Annotated in this window: 20 protein-coding genes and 1 riboswitch; of the genes, 2 read left to right on the top strand and 18 right to left on the bottom strand. The window is 43.5% G+C overall.

The features are described 5' to 3' along the window. Positions 1-2 precede the first annotated feature (2 nt). The 14 genes from AC2JF6_RS04955 to AC2JF6_RS04890 all read right to left on the bottom strand — a co-directional run bounded on the left by AC2JF6_RS04955 (position 3) and on the right by AC2JF6_RS04890 (position 10,944). The gene (locus tag AC2JF6_RS04955; RefSeq protein ID WP_500729657.1) at positions 3-641 is read right to left on the bottom strand and encodes a Fic/DOC family protein; all 639 of its coding nucleotides are present in this window, start codon (positions 639-641) and stop codon (positions 3-5) included. After that, the gene (locus AC2JF6_RS04950) at positions 634-1,056 is read right to left on the bottom strand and encodes a helix-turn-helix domain-containing protein (RefSeq protein WP_500729656.1); all 423 of its coding nucleotides are present in this window, start codon (positions 1,054-1,056) and stop codon (positions 634-636) included. The genes AC2JF6_RS04955 and AC2JF6_RS04950 overlap by 8 nt, the downstream gene beginning before the upstream one ends. Positions 1,057-1,781: 725 nt before the next feature. After that, positions 1,782-1,997 carry a garvicin Q family class II bacteriocin gene (locus tag AC2JF6_RS04945; RefSeq protein ID WP_500729655.1) on the bottom strand — a complete coding sequence of 72 codons (216 nt, stop codon included), beginning with the start codon at positions 1,995-1,997 and terminating at the stop codon, positions 1,782-1,784. 287 nt (positions 1,998-2,284) lie between these two features. Then, positions 2,285-3,862, bottom strand: a complete 1,578-nt coding sequence (locus AC2JF6_RS04940; protein WP_500729654.1) for an ATP-binding cassette domain-containing protein — start codon at positions 3,860-3,862, stop codon at positions 2,285-2,287. Between the two features lie 219 nt (positions 3,863-4,081). Continuing rightward, positions 4,082-4,249 carry a hypothetical protein gene (locus AC2JF6_RS04935; protein WP_500729702.1) on the bottom strand — a complete coding sequence of 56 codons (168 nt, stop codon included), beginning with the start codon at positions 4,247-4,249 and terminating at the stop codon, positions 4,082-4,084. Further along, entirely contained in the window at positions 4,200-4,361 is a 162-nt protein-coding gene (locus AC2JF6_RS04930) for a helix-turn-helix domain-containing protein (protein WP_500729653.1), read from the bottom strand. The genes AC2JF6_RS04935 and AC2JF6_RS04930 overlap by 50 nt, the downstream gene beginning before the upstream one ends. Positions 4,362-4,669: 308 nt before the next feature. After that, on the bottom strand, positions 4,670-4,942 hold the full coding sequence (locus AC2JF6_RS04925; protein ID WP_500729652.1) for a hypothetical protein: 273 nt from the start codon (positions 4,940-4,942) through the stop codon (positions 4,670-4,672). 169 nt (positions 4,943-5,111) lie between these two features. After that, entirely contained in the window at positions 5,112-5,483 is a 372-nt protein-coding gene (locus tag AC2JF6_RS04920; RefSeq protein ID WP_500729650.1) for a PTS sugar transporter subunit IIA, read from the bottom strand. A gap of 14 nt (positions 5,484-5,497) precedes the next feature. Continuing rightward, a complete protein-coding gene (locus AC2JF6_RS04915) occupies positions 5,498-5,833 on the bottom strand; it encodes a PTS sugar transporter subunit IIB (protein ID WP_500729649.1) in 336 nt (111 codons plus the stop codon). A 262-nt stretch (positions 5,834-6,095) separates the two neighbouring features. Then, the gene (locus tag AC2JF6_RS04910; RefSeq protein WP_500729647.1) at positions 6,096-6,317 is read right to left on the bottom strand and encodes a hypothetical protein; all 222 of its coding nucleotides are present in this window, start codon (positions 6,315-6,317) and stop codon (positions 6,096-6,098) included. Positions 6,318-7,062: 745 nt separating this feature from the next. Further along, positions 7,063-8,256, bottom strand: a complete 1,194-nt coding sequence (locus tag AC2JF6_RS04905; RefSeq protein WP_500729646.1) for an MFS transporter — start codon at positions 8,254-8,256, stop codon at positions 7,063-7,065. Positions 8,257-8,261: 5 nt separating this feature from the next. Then, positions 8,262-8,504: an SDR family NAD(P)-dependent oxidoreductase gene (locus AC2JF6_RS04900; RefSeq protein WP_500729645.1), complete on the bottom strand. Its 243-nt coding sequence runs from the start codon at positions 8,502-8,504 to the stop codon at positions 8,262-8,264. A gap of 13 nt (positions 8,505-8,517) precedes the next feature. Next, positions 8,518-9,993, bottom strand: a complete 1,476-nt coding sequence (locus AC2JF6_RS04895; protein WP_500729644.1) for an FAD-binding protein — start codon at positions 9,991-9,993, stop codon at positions 8,518-8,520. 99 nt (positions 9,994-10,092) lie between these two features. After that, a complete protein-coding gene (locus AC2JF6_RS04890) occupies positions 10,093-10,944 on the bottom strand; it encodes a LysR family transcriptional regulator (RefSeq protein ID WP_500729643.1) in 852 nt (283 codons plus the stop codon). Positions 10,945-11,135: 191 nt separating this feature from the next. Between AC2JF6_RS04890 and udk the strand changes: the two genes are divergently transcribed. Then, entirely contained in the window at positions 11,136-11,777 is a 642-nt protein-coding gene (gene udk, locus AC2JF6_RS04885; protein WP_500729642.1) for a uridine kinase, read from the top strand. Between the two features lie 153 nt (positions 11,778-11,930). Here udk and AC2JF6_RS04880 read toward each other — a convergent pair whose 3' ends face one another. Then, positions 11,931-12,515, bottom strand: a complete 585-nt coding sequence (locus AC2JF6_RS04880; protein ID WP_500729641.1) for an ECF transporter S component — start codon at positions 12,513-12,515, stop codon at positions 11,931-11,933. A gap of 46 nt (positions 12,516-12,561) precedes the next feature. Continuing rightward, positions 12,562-12,652: riboswitch (TPP riboswitch) on the bottom strand. 160 nt (positions 12,653-12,812) lie between these two features. Further along, the gene (locus tag AC2JF6_RS04875) at positions 12,813-13,895 is read right to left on the bottom strand and encodes a M42 family metallopeptidase (RefSeq protein WP_500729640.1); all 1,083 of its coding nucleotides are present in this window, start codon (positions 13,893-13,895) and stop codon (positions 12,813-12,815) included. 240 nt (positions 13,896-14,135) lie between these two features. Here AC2JF6_RS04875 and hpt point away from each other — a divergent pair, with 240 nt between their 5' ends. Further along, a complete protein-coding gene (hpt, locus tag AC2JF6_RS04870; RefSeq protein ID WP_500729639.1) occupies positions 14,136-14,711 on the top strand; it encodes a hypoxanthine phosphoribosyltransferase in 576 nt (191 codons plus the stop codon). Between the two features lie 49 nt (positions 14,712-14,760). On the opposite strand, the gene AC2JF6_RS04865 is transcribed toward hpt, so the two are convergent. Both AC2JF6_RS04865 and AC2JF6_RS04860 read right to left on the bottom strand, forming a co-directional pair. Further along, entirely contained in the window at positions 14,761-16,095 is a 1,335-nt protein-coding gene (locus tag AC2JF6_RS04865; protein WP_500729638.1) for a hemolysin family protein, read from the bottom strand. Positions 16,096-16,169: 74 nt separating this feature from the next. Next, positions 16,170-16,826 carry a nitroreductase gene (locus AC2JF6_RS04860; protein WP_500729637.1) on the bottom strand — a complete coding sequence of 219 codons (657 nt, stop codon included), beginning with the start codon at positions 16,824-16,826 and terminating at the stop codon, positions 16,170-16,172. Positions 16,827-16,907 lie beyond the last annotated feature (81 nt).

Genomic DNA, 16,907 nt, shown 5'->3' with positions numbered 1-16,907 from the left:
TTCTAATCTAATTCAAGGCCTTCATCTTGATCAAACTCCTGCTGCTCTTTGCCATACCTATTAGCTAATATAGTAAAAGCATTCTCTCGGCTAGGCATATTTTGAATCTTAATTAATTGCGCAATTCGTCCCACATCGGCGTTATTTTGTGCTTGAATCATCTCTTCATTTTTTCGTGGGTAGTCAATCACTTGGCCATGGTTTGCTGCATAGGCAGAAAGAAAAACTTTACAGCTCCGGCCGTTGCCCTCTCTAAACGGGTGCATAAAATTGATTTCATCTAATAGTTTAGCGTAATCCTCAGCTGCTAAAGCCCTCTTTTCGGGCTGATTATGCATGATGTTATTAATATTGGTTTCCGCATACCCAAATCTTGAATGGTCAAAAAAATCATAGCCGTTTTTTTGGAAATTACCCGGTCGGTATTTTCCGGCCCAATCATATAAACGGCCAAACATGATTTTATGAACCTTTTTTATATCCTGAATATTTTTAATTTGGGGCTTGGAGTGGAGAAAAATTGCTGCTCTCCGCGTTGCTTTCAAATACTCTACTTGTTCAAGCTTTTGCTGATCCCGAATATGATATTTGTTTTTCAAAACGCCGTTAGGGTACAGCGTATCTTGTATCCAGTCACTCATTGTTACTATCCCAAATTGCAGCAATTTCCTTAACTTCTTCTGGATCAGGGTTTACAACTCCGTCCAGGACGGCTTGAATATTCTCCTTAGTGGGGTTCCAGCCCTCTAAATGACTAGCTTCTACTACTCCCCGGATTTCAAAATACATTTCTTTATCTGGTATAAAGACGCCCTGAATGGTCTGCGCGTCATCATCAATTTCTAAATTATATGATTGTGGTTTTAACATGTTTAATAAATCACCCGCTCTTTTATCTAAACCGACCGCAAAGGCGTCAAGAATTCTGATTGACCAAGCTTCAATAGGCCTAGCAATTGCTTTTCTTAGTGTACTTTCTGAAACGTGACTCTTTTCGGCAACTTCCCTTACCGAAACGTGTTTATTATTCAGTAGTTTTGTAATTGTTGCGCTCATTTTAAAATGCTCATTTCTAAAAATATTTCCTAAATATATTATACCATATTTGGAAATATATATTCCATTTATGGAAGTGTCTTAATGCGAAACGTATATCTGTTGAAGTTCTAGACCTTCATCTTGAACTGGATTTTGCTGTTTAGCATACATAGCGGCTAGCTGTTTTTGGGTCATGGTTCTTGTTCTAATCGACAACTTTTGAGGATCCTTAACCCCAATAAATAATTGCATATTGCTACAATATCGTAGCTATTTTTCTCAGAACACCAGAGAATTAAATTAATGAAACTGCTAAAATTGCCTAAAGTTTCGGTAAATTGTCTCAAAATAGAGCATTTTTTATGCCAAGCAAAAAACCTAACTTTTGTTAGGTTTCAATCGTTGATATTCTGTTTATACAATAAATGATAATACTTAGCCTACATGTCCACCAAAAATTGTTGCTAATCCTATGCCCAATCCCTTGTCTGCAGGGAATTGTGGATCAAGTAATAATCGATAAATCTTTCTTCCGTTATCTGATAACTCTTGTCGAATAGCAAGAGGAGTTAGTTCCATTTTGAGAGAATTAACTATAGCAGGAAAATATTCTTTTTTCTAAACGCTTTTTTATATTAAGAAATATTTTTCTTTCTTTTGTCGTAATGAGGCCTTGTAAACAATAATTTATTTCATTAAATAAAATAGTTTAACTTTTTCTTTGTTCATATAATCCACTTTCATCAGTTATGCCCAAATCCAAAACCCTTACTCATAGCATGTCCCCAACCTTGTTTCATTACATGTAAAACTGTTTGTGTGGGAGATCTAATTACAACATATTTATATTGTCCAGTATTGCTTTGTATAAGTACCCCATTAGAACCAGTGGTACTATCAACTACATGCCAAGTTACTTTATTTTTAGGAAAATATCCTGTACTTGCTGTATGTGCCATCGAGCGTAATAATGGGTTAACGGCTTCATCAGGAACTTGTCCAGCTTTAATATCCTGTTTTACTTTAACTTCTTTATTAGAAGCTTGTGCTGTGTTTATAGCAGCCTGTTTTGCTTCTGCTCCTTTATTAGAGGCTTGTACTGTGTTATCAGGAACTTGTTTAGCTTCATTTTACAATTCACCAATTTGTTTTTTTATAGATAAAATTATGATTTTATATATGCACTCTACAATACTATTACATTTAATCACATTTATAATGTCATCCTCTTTCTCCAATCTATTATTTACCTATCCTGATAATCCGCTAAATTAATTACCTGATCATACTTGTCCAAATCAGCAATTTGATAATGATGAATTACCTCTACGAAGGTTAAATTTGAATGCAATAATATCTGATGAATTGCGGCTGAAGTCGCTTGATCAAGTGAAGCATTGATTTCATCAAGTAAAAGAATTGGACGTTTTGATAAAATTGCTCTTGCTAATTCGATTCTCGCTAACTGCCCACCAGATAGCTTGTCGGCATTATCCCCTAATTGATAACTAAAATCTTTTTCTTCCACCATTGTATTTAACTCTAATTGCTCACAAACTTGTTCAACTTCGTTTACAGGTAATTTTTCACCTAATGTTAAATTAAACCAAAGTGTATCAGCAAAAATAACCGGTGCTTGACTGGAATATGCAAATAGATTAGATATTTGATTGGCCTTGACTTTTTGATTATCAATCAAAATATTTGATGCTTTTCCAAATTTATTAGACATCATAAAATACAACAAAGTAGACTTACCACTGCCAGAAGGTCCAATAACCGCTATCTTTTCTCCAGGATTAATAATTAAATTAAGCCCACTGAGAAGTTGCTTTTTATCCCTTACCAAACAGATATTTTGCCAATTTACTTGTTTATTGAAAGTATATTTGTCAGACGACCCTTTGTCGGCTGACAGATCCAAATAATAATTAACCTTTTTTACAATATCTTTAGTCGTTGATAAGTGATTGCGCTCTTCCAAAATTTGCATAAGCGGATTTATAAACGAATTTGATAATTGAACAATTGCAAATAGGACACCCATAGTTGTTTGCCCGTGTAACACCATTAGCCCACCTAAATAGGCTGGAATAACAAATGTACCATAAATTCCTACAAAGCCTACAACTGTATGAATATTATTACTCAACAAATTCATCTTACACAGAGCTTGTTCTAATTTTGAAATTTTTGGTAGATTTTCATCAACAGCATTAGCTTGCTTGTGATATAACTTTAATGAATCCGTTCCTGCTAAAATGTTTTTTACTTGACTGACATACCTGCTATTAGCTTCGGTCCACTGATTTGAAGCTTTACGTATTGGCTTTTGTAATAAAGCTGAAACCAATATTGGAAGAGTAGAACCTATTAGGAAAAATACCGTCAAAATCATATTAATATATATTGCATAAATTAATGAAAACGCCACTGTCACAAAATAAAAGACAATATTAATTTCAGCATTAAATCGATTAGTTTCTAATAATTTAAAATCATTGGTTAAAAAGCCTAAAGCCGAAGCATTATCTTCTTTAGACGTTTCTAACATTCCCGCGAGAATTTTAGTTCGCAAAAGGGTATTGACTTCCTTAACAGCATCATTTTTTAAATAATTGTAGCCTAACTCAGCCACTAAAACGATTAAAAACAAAATTAGAGCAACTAAAAACATGCGGGGTAATTCATGCAAATTTCTATCTGCTAATGCATTTGTCATGGTTTCTAACACATAAGCCATAACAATATTCTGCGTACTAGCAATTATGCCAAGTATTACAAGTGCTATAAGTTTCCATTTAGTATAATATCTAGCAATCATAATTTCTCCTTGCCTAATATTAAAAATAATTCGAAAAATGCAATTTTAAGTTGAACACCTTATTTGCTTTGATAGATGCAATCTAATCTTTTCACATATAATTCATCGGGTGTGTGGTAGGCTAAGATCTTGCGGCTTAAGCATTCAGGCAAGTCAGTTGCCTTAATCTGTAATAAACCACGTTCCACATAATGGTAAAGCGTCTTGGTGCAGACCGTTTCATTCCGGACAAATGTGCCGCTGGCTAAGGCTCGACCTGCGCAGGGCATCAAGGGACCAGCGCTGCTTGGCATCATAGCGGTGCCGTTTACCGTGATAGAGTGCAATCTGACCGCGTTCAAGCTCGTATTTCACGGTTGTGGGCGAACAAATTAAGACTAGCGGCAATTTGGCGCAGGGACTGACCTTGTCTGTGCAAGACTTGGATAAGCACGCGGTCTTGCAAAGCAAGATGTTGGCCCTTTTGGTGACTAGATATGGTAGAATTAAGCGAGTTCATTGGAAACTTCTTTCTAGAATTGATTGGGTTAATTACATTCTATCAGAGAAGTCCAATGGACTTTTTTATTTTTTAATCAGCGCAAGTGTTCAACTTCATTTTACAATTTACCCCATTATTAACCTCCAATAATGTAGTATATCCAATATTGTGATATGTATTGAATTAAAAGTCAATATTTTTTTAATTTAATTATTATAAATAAAAAATATTGGTACAGGCAAGGCAAAGTTAAACAAAATAGATTAAAGCTCTAACTCTTCTTCTTTCCCTTGTCCTCTTTTATATTGTTTATATATTGTTGTCAATTATAGTTGAGAAAGTGGTTGTGATGTCGTATGCTTCTCATTATTCTTTTCAATTTCCTTCTCTTCGATAAAATTTACCATGCGATCGGCAGCCTTAGTGGTATTCGATAGAATTTTCGATTGCACTTCTGGATCTAATTGATCAAGCTTTTTTCCGTTGTCTGTCCAGCCAGCAATGTAATCTACGGTGTAATCTCGAGTATCAATGCCATAGTTTTTGGCCTTTGTGCTGCGCGTGTACCTGCAAGTTTGGCCCCATGCCCGAAATTCCATTTTGATACGCCCAGTCCTTGAGGTCGGTCATATCATTTGAAAAGTAATAATCTGCAGCGTAAGATGTGAACTTCTAAAATAAGGCCGCAGAATTCAGCCATAATAAAACCCCGAAATCGTCTAAATTTCGAGGTTGATATTATTCTTCGCCGTTTTAAATTGCTTTAACCTATTCTGCTGCTTCTTTTTCTAAGGCCTTAGCCTCATACAGCTTCTCGTACAAGTCCACCATCTCACCGGCCAAATCCCTGAACGTGATTGCATTCATCAGGTGGTCCTGGGAGTGGACAACCAGCAAGGTTACCGTGGTGTGGTCACCCTGGGCCTCCTTGGTCAGCATCCCGGTCTGGGAGTTATGCGCCTCGGTCAGCGACTCATCCGCTTCCTTGAGCTTGGCCCGGGCACCCGCAATATCGCCGGCCTTTGCACAGCGGATTGCTTCAAAGGCGAGGCTCTTGGCGTTGCCGCCGTTGGCAATCAGCCCCATCGCGGCCATCAAAGTTTCTTGTTCTTTTTCTTCGGATACTTCTTTTTCAGCCATTTCTCTACCTCGCCTTAGCCGTTAATCAGGTCTTCAGCCTGCTTTAAGACCTTCTTGCCGTCCATCAAGCCGTAAGCACGCATGTCAATTACGCCCAGCGGAATATCCTTGCCATCCTTGCCCTGGCCTTTGACCTTTTTCTTAAAGTCATTTTCCATGTAGCGCACCTGCGGCCCCAACAAAACGCAGTCCAAATCGTCCTGCTCAATGTGGCTATCTGCTTCGGCTGCGGGAACGGCGAAAATATTGGCGTCGATGCCCTCTTCTTCGGCCGCTTTTTGCATCTTGGTAACCAGTAATGAAGTGCTCATGCCAGCGCTGCAATTCAGCATAATTGTTAGTTTTGCCATTGTAATCTACTCCTCTAAAAATTATAACAACGTTTTATATTATTATAACACTTATTGCGGTAGCGCTTTCCATGAATGTGCTTAATTCTGTCTAGACCAAAGAAAAATTGTGTTTTACGCCAAAGCAACCGGAGTGCGACCAACACACCATAGTCAAAAAAGGGCATCAGACTAACAAGCCTGGTGCCCCATCATTCACTTATAAAACGCGCCATATAGCAGGACGGCCCGCAAATCCACAACAATCGTGCCGCCCCCGTGTCTAAAACGCGTGAAGCCAAATGCCAATCATTCCTGCAATTACCAAGAACACGCCAATCAATAGCGAGGTCCACATGGCAATCGGCATGAAGCCGTTATCCGTGCCCTGGTGCAATACGCCTTTGATATAAACTACGCTGGTTACCAACTGATATATTCCGATGACAATCAGCAAAACTGAAACTATCAGGTAAAACAGGTTGCTGCCAAAAAAGTTTGCCATGTTCTAGCCCTCCTTTAAAAACAAGCGTTAAAGCGCTTTATTGATATTTATTACAGTATATCATAACACCCTTTATCATTAAAGAGAATTCACTAAGATGATTTTGCAAAGTTTTTTAGACGAAATGGCGTGCAAAACTGCGTAATCCTTTTCACAACTTCAGATAAAAATGCCAATCTTACCTAAAAAATAGCCCCGAAAGTTGTCTAACTTTCGGGACTCATTTCAATATTATAGTATCCTTTTTAAAATTACAATAGTTGTATTTCTGAGGGGTGACAAAGATTGTCTCAATTATGGAGGGGTTCAGACCACATGACAGAATATTATCTGAATTGAACAGGATTTGGATAATCACAAATTTAACAACCAATGCCATGAAATCCAAAATTTTGTATTTCTTAATGGTACGCTCGCTGAAAATATCCTTAACCCCATACTTAATTTTCACCTTTTGATCATAGTATGTATCATCCTCACCGGTCACCGACAAGCCCATATTTTTTAGCGCATAACGTAATCGTATTTTTGAGACAATAGCAACTTGCCTGCATCGTGCAGTGACATCAATTCCCGGTATTCTTTTCTGGTCATAGCAAGTACCGCTCACTCATAACTCTAAGTACATCACCGCTCAAAATCACCTTTATAAACACCATTATCCACTGTGGCACCAACTTTGACCAGACAACCCCCCCTGCAGCTTAATACTGCAGGAGAATTCTTAAATCAAACTATTTAGCTTTTAGTCAAGCGCGTGTTCGACCAGATTTTCCTGAAACTTGACGAGCAAGCAAATGCAGCTAATTGTGAGTGCCAGGATTCCGCTACCGGAAAAAACGTTCAGGCCGATGTTCTTAACTAACTCAATCAGCGGGTTGATGATCAGCGGGCTAATGACGCCGCCGATTGAGTAGATAGCGACATACACGCCCAGTGCCATCGAGACGCTACTGTCGTCAACCACCAGCGAGATCAGGTACGGGAACTGTCCCATCGCGATGCTCATCGCGGCCCCGACCAGGAAGCTGCCAAGAAAGACGACTAGCAGTGAATGGGAGAGGCCAATCAACAGGTAGGCCAAGCCATAGAGTAAAAATGATAAAGCGATTGATGAAAACTTGAACCGCCTGCCAATTAGGCCTACAATCAGGCCGCACAGCATCCCACCGATTAGCGAAACGGTTGACGTCAGTGCAGCCTGGGAAGTGGCGCCTAGGCCTTGCTGCACGACGAACAGCGAAATGTTATTGTTCAGGACGTTGTTCAGCAACATGGTCAAAAAGGCCCACAGCGCGCAGTAAAAGACGTACTTATTCAGGTGAATCTTGTGATTTTGCCCGCTTCTTGCGTCCGGATTAATGTCCCTGGGTTTCAGGGGCACTAAGAGCACGACCACAAGCAGAATGAATAATGAGAAAAGGTAGATCCAGTAATTATTGACCCATGTGCTGGCAGCTGCCAGCTGCCCACCACCCATGATGAAGATGACACCGCCAATGTTGATGAACGTGGTCGACAGGCCCATCGTCGCCTCGCGCTCTTTTTTGGGCAAAATCTGCGAAATCAGCACCTGCGTCAGGTTGGTACAGGCACCTTGACCGAGTCCAACCAGGCACGAACAAAAGATTAGGAACATGAAGGACGTGTGGAACACCAGCGGCAAGAGGCCGCCAACCGTTACCAGCAGAATTGAAGCAACGGTCAAAGTCTTCAGGTTGATTCTGGTAGCAGTCAGCTTCCCGATGATAATCCCCGCAAACATCATGAAAAGATTAGGCAGAGAAGTCAACATTTGTACGCTAGTAGCGCTCAAAGTAAATGTTCTGGCAATTGCCGCGTACGATGGCGTGATGGCCAGAGCGGCCATGCCAATCATGCTGACCGCAAGGACACCAATTCGCGTTTTGGCAACGTAAGCTTTATCAATAGTATCCATTGTAATTATTTTCCCCCCTTGCATATGCTGCTAACGGCATTGCGACCGGAAAAGACAGCGTAACCGGCGGTGCTGCCCGGCGGGGTAACCGCATAGGTATCGCCAACCAGCATTCCAGCTGCGCTTACTACCTTGTCATTATAGTCCGTTAAAACCACATCGCTGCCCTGCTTAGCAAATTCTTCACTAATTGCGTAACCAATCCCTTGGGGTGCGCCCGTAACAACTGCAACTTTTCCCTCTAACAATTTGTTTATCCTACTAATTTAAACTTTTAATTGCTTCCTCAGCAGCAATCCAACCCGACACGAAGGCAAAGCCATTGGCAATACCCTCGTAGCTAGGGTAGCCGTCTGAATATAAACCATTAGCATTATTGCCGACAATATACAGATCCTTGAGCGGCGTGCCATCCTCAGTGACCGGTTGGCAGTTGCGGTCAACGTTAATGCCATCCATTGTTCCCAAGATTGCACAGTGTTCAATGATAGCGTAATACGGACCTTCATGGACTCCAAACAGTAATTCGTCCGCTGGCTTTAAAAATGTTTCATCATTGTTCTCTTCAACCGCCCGGTTATATACATCAATGTTTCTTCTCAATGATGCAAGTGGCAGATGCAGCTTCTGGGCTAACTCTTCTAGTGTCTTTGCCTTAACTACTTCTCCCGTCTTGACTGCTTCGTCAAAGTCCGCTTGAATATGCGATAACGGTCCAACAGTTGTTCTCGGGGTCTCTCCTACGTTACAAAATTGGCGCTCAAACGTGTCTTCAAGGTTAATCTCAGTCTGACTGAACGTGTCAAGCGTCTTCTGGTCAACCACAACGTAGTACTTGCCATGCACGTTGTGGGCTGCATTGCCCCACATGGCGAAGTCGTAGACCACATCCTCATTGACAAAGCGATTGGCAGTCTGGTCAAGCCAGAGAAGCGGCAGATTGGTCAAGGTCTCAACGGCACTGTCCCGCTTCAATGGGTTGATGTTCCTGCTTGGTGCGCAGCCATGAGCAAACAAAGCCGGGCTATGCCGCCAGTCTGCACCAAGCTTATGGGTCAGTCTGATGCCCGTACCGTCCGACTTGTGCTCACCCAGGTTAAGCAGCTCAGCAGCATCTGAATATCTTGATTTAAGCATTTGCTCATTACCGCAGTAGCCACCATCGGCAAAAATAACCTTTTGAGCCTTAATCCTAATGCGGTGTCCATCCTTGCCTTCAGCAATTACGGCCTTTAATCCATCTGCATAATCCAGGTCCACCGCCGCAGTTTCAAGTAAGACCTTGTTGTTAGCAGCTTCAAACTTAGCCGGCAACTTGTCCCAGTTGACTATTTTTTCGCCAAAGTTATCAAATTTGTGGTAGACAAGTGGATCGTTCATGTGGGCCTTCTGCTCACTCTGCTCTACCGTCACTGGTAGACCCATTTCTACAAGTCGACTGATGTTTGCCCCTGACCGCTTCAAGAAACGCGCCAATAATTCACCGTTGACAAAGAAATGATTATAATCGGTCAAACCAGTGAAAGCTTCCCGGTAACCGTATTTAACCTTGCGTTCCTTTTGTTCGTCCGAATTAATGGCAAAAACACCATGGGCGCCAAACTTACCGGCACCTCCAACTTTATTACCCTTTTCTAGCAATACGAATGGGACTTTTCTTTGGTATAGCTCGAAACTAGCAGAGATGCCGGATGAACCAGATCCCACAACGACAACTTGGGTTGAAATAGAATCCATGTTTATTTACTTCCTTTCTTGATTGTAATTTAACTTACAAATAAATTTTAATCTAGCTTGCTTGTAATCGCTAACACATAAAAGTTGCCGTCAATAACTTTAAGTTGTTGCCCACTTAAGGACTTTTTTTAATTGGTCAGAAACACCCGCATTTAGTGCAAGAACAACAGTGAACGCACCCTGTAGATGAGCCGGTGAGCAGCGGTAAATATTCATGCACTTGGCGGGCAAGACAAAGGATTCCGGAACCATGGCCAGCCCACCGTTATAGTTGACATTGAGGCAGGCCGCGGAAAAACTGTTAATTTGATCAATCTGCTGATAGCCCCAGCCATCACCGTTATATATCTCCAGTATTGCCCGCTGAATATTCATGATGCCTGTCGACTGCCAGTTCTGCATGTAAATTGTGCTCTTTTGAGCAAGTGCCCGTGCATTGCCGTTATACTCCTCAAGTTCGTCTCGATTCAACAAGAGATCAAAGCTAATCGTTCGCAGTGGCAAACATTCCACCTTCCTGTTGCCCGCAAAGGCCAGCTCAAAGCCGACCAGCAGGTCATAATTACCATTAATCAGCCGTCTGATGCCTGTTTCGAAGTCTTCTTCGTCAAAGCTAAACTGGTAATTCTGCGGGAGCTTTGCGGCAAACACCACCGCCTCATTTTCGAAACCAGGTAGGAAGTGAATGCGCAGAAGCTGCTTGGGGTCAAAGTTAGGGTGATGCCAGATTTCGCTATACAGGTTAATTATCTCTACCGCGCGCCTGTAAAACTCTTCGCCCACCGGCGTTAGCTTTAATTCTCCTACTGAACGGTTAATCAGCTTCTGACCCAGCTCGACCTCAAGTTTTTTAATTGCGGAGCTGACTGCAGTCTCAGAAACGTAATTGCGCTTAGCGGCCGAGATAAAGCCATGCGTCTGCACCACATCAATAAAATATTTTACTGGCATTAGGTTATAGTTCATTTTTTTATCCATTTCATAATCAAATTATTGCTTTCACATTTAATATTATAAGAAAAGCGCAACAAGTCAAAGCCAAAATTAAAAAGCGCCGGTAAAGACGCGATTTTTATCCTCAACTATTGGTAATTCACTCCAAAATAAAGTAAAATGTTTAGTGATTAAAAAGGAGCATCCAAATGGCAAAACTCGAAAAGCCCGTTGTGATTGGCATTACTGGTGGTTCAGGCAGTGGTAAAACGACTATTGCGCGTAAAATCGTCGAGCAAATGCGGGAAAATGAACACGTCTTGATTATGACTCAGGATTCATACTATAAAGATAATACAGGCATCCCCATGGACGTTCGGCTGAACATCAACTACGACCACCCCGATGCGTTTGACGTCCCGCTGCTGAAAAAGCAGCTGGCCGCACTGCTGCGCTACGAACCCATTGAAATGCCTATATACGACTTTAAGGCCCACACGCGCAGCAATAAGACCCTTCACGTTGAGCCCGCCGACATCATCATTCTCGAGGGCATCCTGGTTCTGGCCAGCGCGGAAATTCGTGATTTGATGGATATTAAGGTCTATGTCGATACCGACGATGACATCCGCTTCATTAGGCGACTCGAGCGCGACATGGACGAGCGTGGCCGCTCGAGCGCGTCAGTCATTGACCAGTACCTTAGTACGGTCAAGCCCATGTACCACCAGTTCGTTGAACCGACCAAGCGCTACGCGGACATTATCGTACCCGAGGGCGGTGAAAACAACGTGGCTATCGACATGTTGACGACCAAGGTTCATTCTATTCTCGGCAAAAGCATTAAATAAAAAAGAGTCTGGGAAAAAACTCTAATCTAACTAAAAAGGCTGACAAATCACGTTAATCAAACGTTGATTTATCGGTCTTTTTAAATTGTGAAATTTTTTAATTTAACTTCAAGGGCACTTTTTTCCCAGACTCTTTTTTACTAGTTATTTTAACTAATCATGATCAACACGAGGCTGCAAAGTCCGATCAAACAAATTAGTAATCAGCTTGGCAAAGACACCATCAAAGATAAGACATGAAAGTACAGTTGTGATAAACATGGCAATTTGCAGTTGGACGCTGTACTTACCCCAGCCATATAAGAAATAGGTCGGTATAAAACTACCAAGACTGGCAAAAAAGGCCCCTGTAAGAACACTTCGCCAAGAAAAATTACGGTAGTTTTCTTTTTTCGGAAAGAAGCCAATCTCATTGGTAGCGCCCTGAATGAAGCCCTGCAGAACCGTAATTGCCCCCCACTGACCCCCAATTGCCATTTCTACAATTGCAGCCAGGGCTTCACCAATCATTCCTGACCCTGTTGTTGGCACAAAGTACATAGCTAGCGGTCCTGCCAGCAACCAGAGGCCACAAAAGACGGTGTCGGTAAGTGGCGCATAACCTGTTGAAACTAACGCCAACTTAACTATATTAAAGGCCCAGTTAAAGCCGTAGGTGTAAACCACACCCATGATTATGCCAATCAGTGCAATCAGAATAATCGACTTGACGTTCCACTTCGATGATCTTGTAAACATAAAAAATACTCCTAACTAATCTTAAGTCAGTAGGAGTACGATCATATCTACTTCAATAACACTTCCCTAGCGCAGGTATTATCCCGTTCAGGTTCGGAGGGTATTTCTCAGCTAATGCGGCACCCCTAGTGACTCTCATTATTTTACTCTTAACAGTTTAACACATTCGACGTTATCTGTCCCGGGGACTTTTCGCCCAGGCGCTTTTTGTTCAATCTGAACCGTTTGCCCATTGCTTTTTAATGATTCTTTTCATGCGTAGCTTCATCTGCATGTCTTTTACCAAAAAGAGCGCCATTAAAACTTGCTAAAGCTGGCCAGTCTTTCTGGAGTCATGTCCCGGATAATCGCAACGGCCAAATCAACGGACGCCTTGAAGTCATGGTAGGCGCTGAAGCAGTACGGTGAATGCTCATAGCGGACCGGGATGCCAATCACGATGGTCGGTGCCCCGTTCTCGTAGTAAATCGCAGCACCGTCCTGACCGCCACCGGTCCGAACGGAGCGCGTGTACGGAATGTGGTTTTTATCGGCTAATGCGCAAGCATACTCCTGGAACTTGGGGTTCGGCAAGAAGGTCGTGTCCATGTCGCGCAGCATTGGACCGCGCTTTAAGCCGGTCTGGGAGAGCCAGTCCGGCGTGAACGTGTCATCGGCGGGACAAGACTCGAGGACAATGGCCAGGTCGGGCTTAACCGCACGGGCAGTAACATAGGCGCCACGCAGGCCCACTTCTTCCTGGCTGGAGAGTGCACTGACAACGTTAAGATTAGTCTCCTCGCCCTGCAGGTTGTCCAAGACATCGACCATGGCAGCAGCACCGAAGCGGTCGTCAAAGTCCTTGCCGAAGAACAGACCGGACTTGTCGTTATATTCGCACTTAACGTCCACAAAAATCGGACAGCCTGTATCAATTCGGTAATCATTGATAGTTTCCGCGCGTGAAGTCGAACCAACATCGATCGACATGTCGGCAACATCGGGCACGTTGTTTTTTTCGGCCGCAGTCATGAAGTGTGGCGGCTTGGTGGCAACAACGCCCGGCACGTATTCACCGTCTCTGTTCCTAATCTTGACGCGCAGAGCCGGGATATTGTACTTGACCCACCCACCGAGCGGAACAAACTTGATCATCCCGTTGGGGCGCACCGCCTGCGTAATGAAGCCAACGGCGTCTGAGTGCGCATCGAGCTGAATCACCGGCCGGCCCGCCTTGTTTTCCTTCTTGGCAGCGTACACGTTGAGCATGCCATCAACGTTGACGTCGGCGATCTCCTTGACGTTTTCGATAAACATTTTAACGAATTCTTCCTCAAAGCCCGAGGTGGCATTTGCATCCGAGAATGCTTTGAGCATTTTGATTTCTTGTTCTTTTTCCATTGTAGTGACCTTTCGCTTGAATAATATCTCCCTTCATTGTAGCAAAAACTTTAAGACCTGCGTGCGCAATTTAAGCTTATTTTCAGCAAAATCGTCAGCGTGCCCGTTAAGGAGCCCGCTTGTGCCGCCGCAAGCGCCAAGTTTATCCGAAAATCGTCATACGCAGTACCTTTTTAGCAGAAAAATGATATAATCGAGATTATTAGGAATTTTGTGTTACTTAAAATGAAGGGTAGATAAATGCCGAAGAGCGACGATATTAACAGTATTATTGATCATAAATTGTTTACCGAAGAGGACATTCACGCGCTGTGCATTAAGCTGGGCAAGCAATTGACTGCTGACTATGCAGGCAAGAAGCCGTTAGTTGTTGGTGCCCTCAAAGGGGCCATCTTCTTTCTAACCGACCTGGTGCGGGAAATGGACGTCAAGGAAGAAATTGATTTTATAGATGTTTCCAGCTACGGCGACGGTTTTGAATCGTCCGGCGAAGTCAAACTCATCTCTGACCTTGCCAGCGACGTTAAGAACCGCGACGTTCTAATCGTTGAAGACATTGTTGACACTGGACTAACCTTGAAGTACATGAAGGACCTGCTCAAAAAGCGCGGTGCCCGCAGCGTGAAGTGCTGCGTTCTGCTCAACAAGGAGGCCAACCGCAACACCGACGTCGAGATTGAATACTACGGTTCAAAGGTGGGCAATGAATTTGTCGTCGGCTACGGGCTGGACTTCATGGGTTTCTACCGCAACCTCCGTTACATTGGCGTGGTCAAACCCGAAATAATCAAGCGTGCCAACAACAAGCAAGGATAAGCAAAAAAGGAATTACCTGGATGGTAATTCCTTTTTATTGTGTGCGGCCTTATTCCGTTTCCCGCTCTTCTTGCGGCTTAACAACAAACCAGCGCATGAACCCCTGCTCGGTACTGTCCAGCGTGAACCTGAACCCCTCCAGTTCCACCGACTCATTCTTTTTCAGGTCGGGGTAGTGCTCCATCATGTAGCCGCCAATCGTGATGATGTCGCTGTTCTGAAAGCTCTTGAGGTCCCGGTGGAAGTAGCGGGCAAAGTCGTAGAGCGTGGTCTTGCCCGAGACGCGAATGTTGCCACCTTCATCTTTGATGATGTAGTCGTCTGAAACATCGTCAATCTCGTCCTTAACCGTGCCAAAAAGCTCTTCGTAAATATCTTTATCGGTCACCATGCCGCTGGTACCTCCGTATTCATCCACCACCAAAACAATCGGCGTGTGCTTCTTGATCATCAGGTGCAATATATCCTGAATCTGCATCGACTCCGGTACCGTGATCATCGTGCGGATAATGCGCGTCACCGGAACGCTTGCATCAACCTGGCTTTGCTGAACAACGTCAAAAGCATAGATGTAGCCGACGATATCGTCCTTGTTATTGTCACGGACAACCGGCAGGCGGCTGGAACCTTCATCAAGGTACATCTTCAGGGCCTGCCTGATTGTGTCGGTTGCATTGATGACAATCAGCCTGGTCCGGTCGGTCATGATGTCCTTGGCTACCTTGTCGTTGAGCTCAAAGGCGCGCTTCATGTAGGTCAGGTCGTTTTGATCGAGTGCGCCGCCGTGCACCGCTTTGCGGGAGAGTTTAATGATTTCGGACTGCGAGTATACCTGGTTTTCTTCTTCCGCGGGTTCGAAGCCCAGTAAAGAGAGCAGGCCGCTCGAGCTCGTATTAAGCAGCCAAACAAATGGGTATACCAGGGTATGAAAAAGCTGCAGCGGCGTGACCATTTTCAGTAGCATTTTAACCGGCATGTCAATTGCAATATTCTTGGGCACTATCTCGGTCACTACCACTTCCAGGTAGGTCAACATGATTACGCCCAAAACAGCACTGACGGACCTAAGCAGTGCATGATTCAGCTGCATCAAATGCAGGACCCGCTCAAAGAGCGCCGCAAAGGTATCCGCTGAAAACCAGCCCAGGACAACGCCGACCAGCGTCGTACCAACCTGGGTGGTCGACAGATACTCGTTGAGGTTGCGTGCCATATGCAGTGCGCACTTGACCTTGCGCCGGTTGCCCGTGTTGTTGTTCAGCATGTCCTCAAGCTGGCTGGGCCGCGTCTGCACCAGGGCAAATTCTGCGGCCACAAAGAAGGCCGCGAAAACAAAAATTACCAAAGTTGCTATTAAATTAGTAACTATTTGGGGAGTACTCAAATTTATATCACCTTTAAAAAAATCAATTTACTCTATCCTAGCATTGACTACGCTCCGTGGTCCGGCAAGCATGTCTATTTAACCAATTTATAAATTTTTTCGAACGGCAGCCGCCCCGGAATATATTTCGGATTATTGACCTCGGCCGCCTTGTCTGGATAACCCAAGCCGATTGCCATACCCACAAGCTCATCTTCGGGAATATGTCCGTATTTGCGGACCAGTTCCGGATATGACACCATCGAGTGTGCCGGCATGACCGCTAACCCTTCGTCAATTGCCAAAAGCATGATGCTCTGCGAAAAGATTCCCAAGTCGTAGACCGACCAAGCCGGTGAAGACTGTGGAATCGTCAGAAATACAATGTCCGGCGCATTAAACATGGAGTTATTTGCGGTGGTAAACAATTCCATCTTGTTATAGAAAAAATAAGGCTGAAACGCGCCTACCGCAGCCATATTCTGACTAGGATAAGGGTCCCAGTTGAGCGCTAGCATTGTCGCGAAGTTCTCGTGGGGCTTAATCTTATTGTCGATCTTCTGTTTTACGGCATTTTTCAGGTTGCTGAGGGCCTTGCCTGTTACCATGTACGCCTTCCAGGGCTGCGAATTGAGCAGGGACGGAGATTGCTGAGCTCGTTTGATAATCTCGGCCAGAAGTTTTTCGTTAACTTTGCGGCTGGTAAACTTGCGGGTCACACGTTCATGTCTGTATACGTCATTAAATTCCATTCTTCAAATTCTCATATTCAAAACTGTGTATAAGAAGATACTATACACCACAAAAATGATTTTTAAAAATATGCGCTCTAC

This window comes from Lactobacillus sp. XV13L (assembly GCF_059900875.1).
This window is presented reverse-complemented; position numbering and strand designations above follow the sequence as displayed.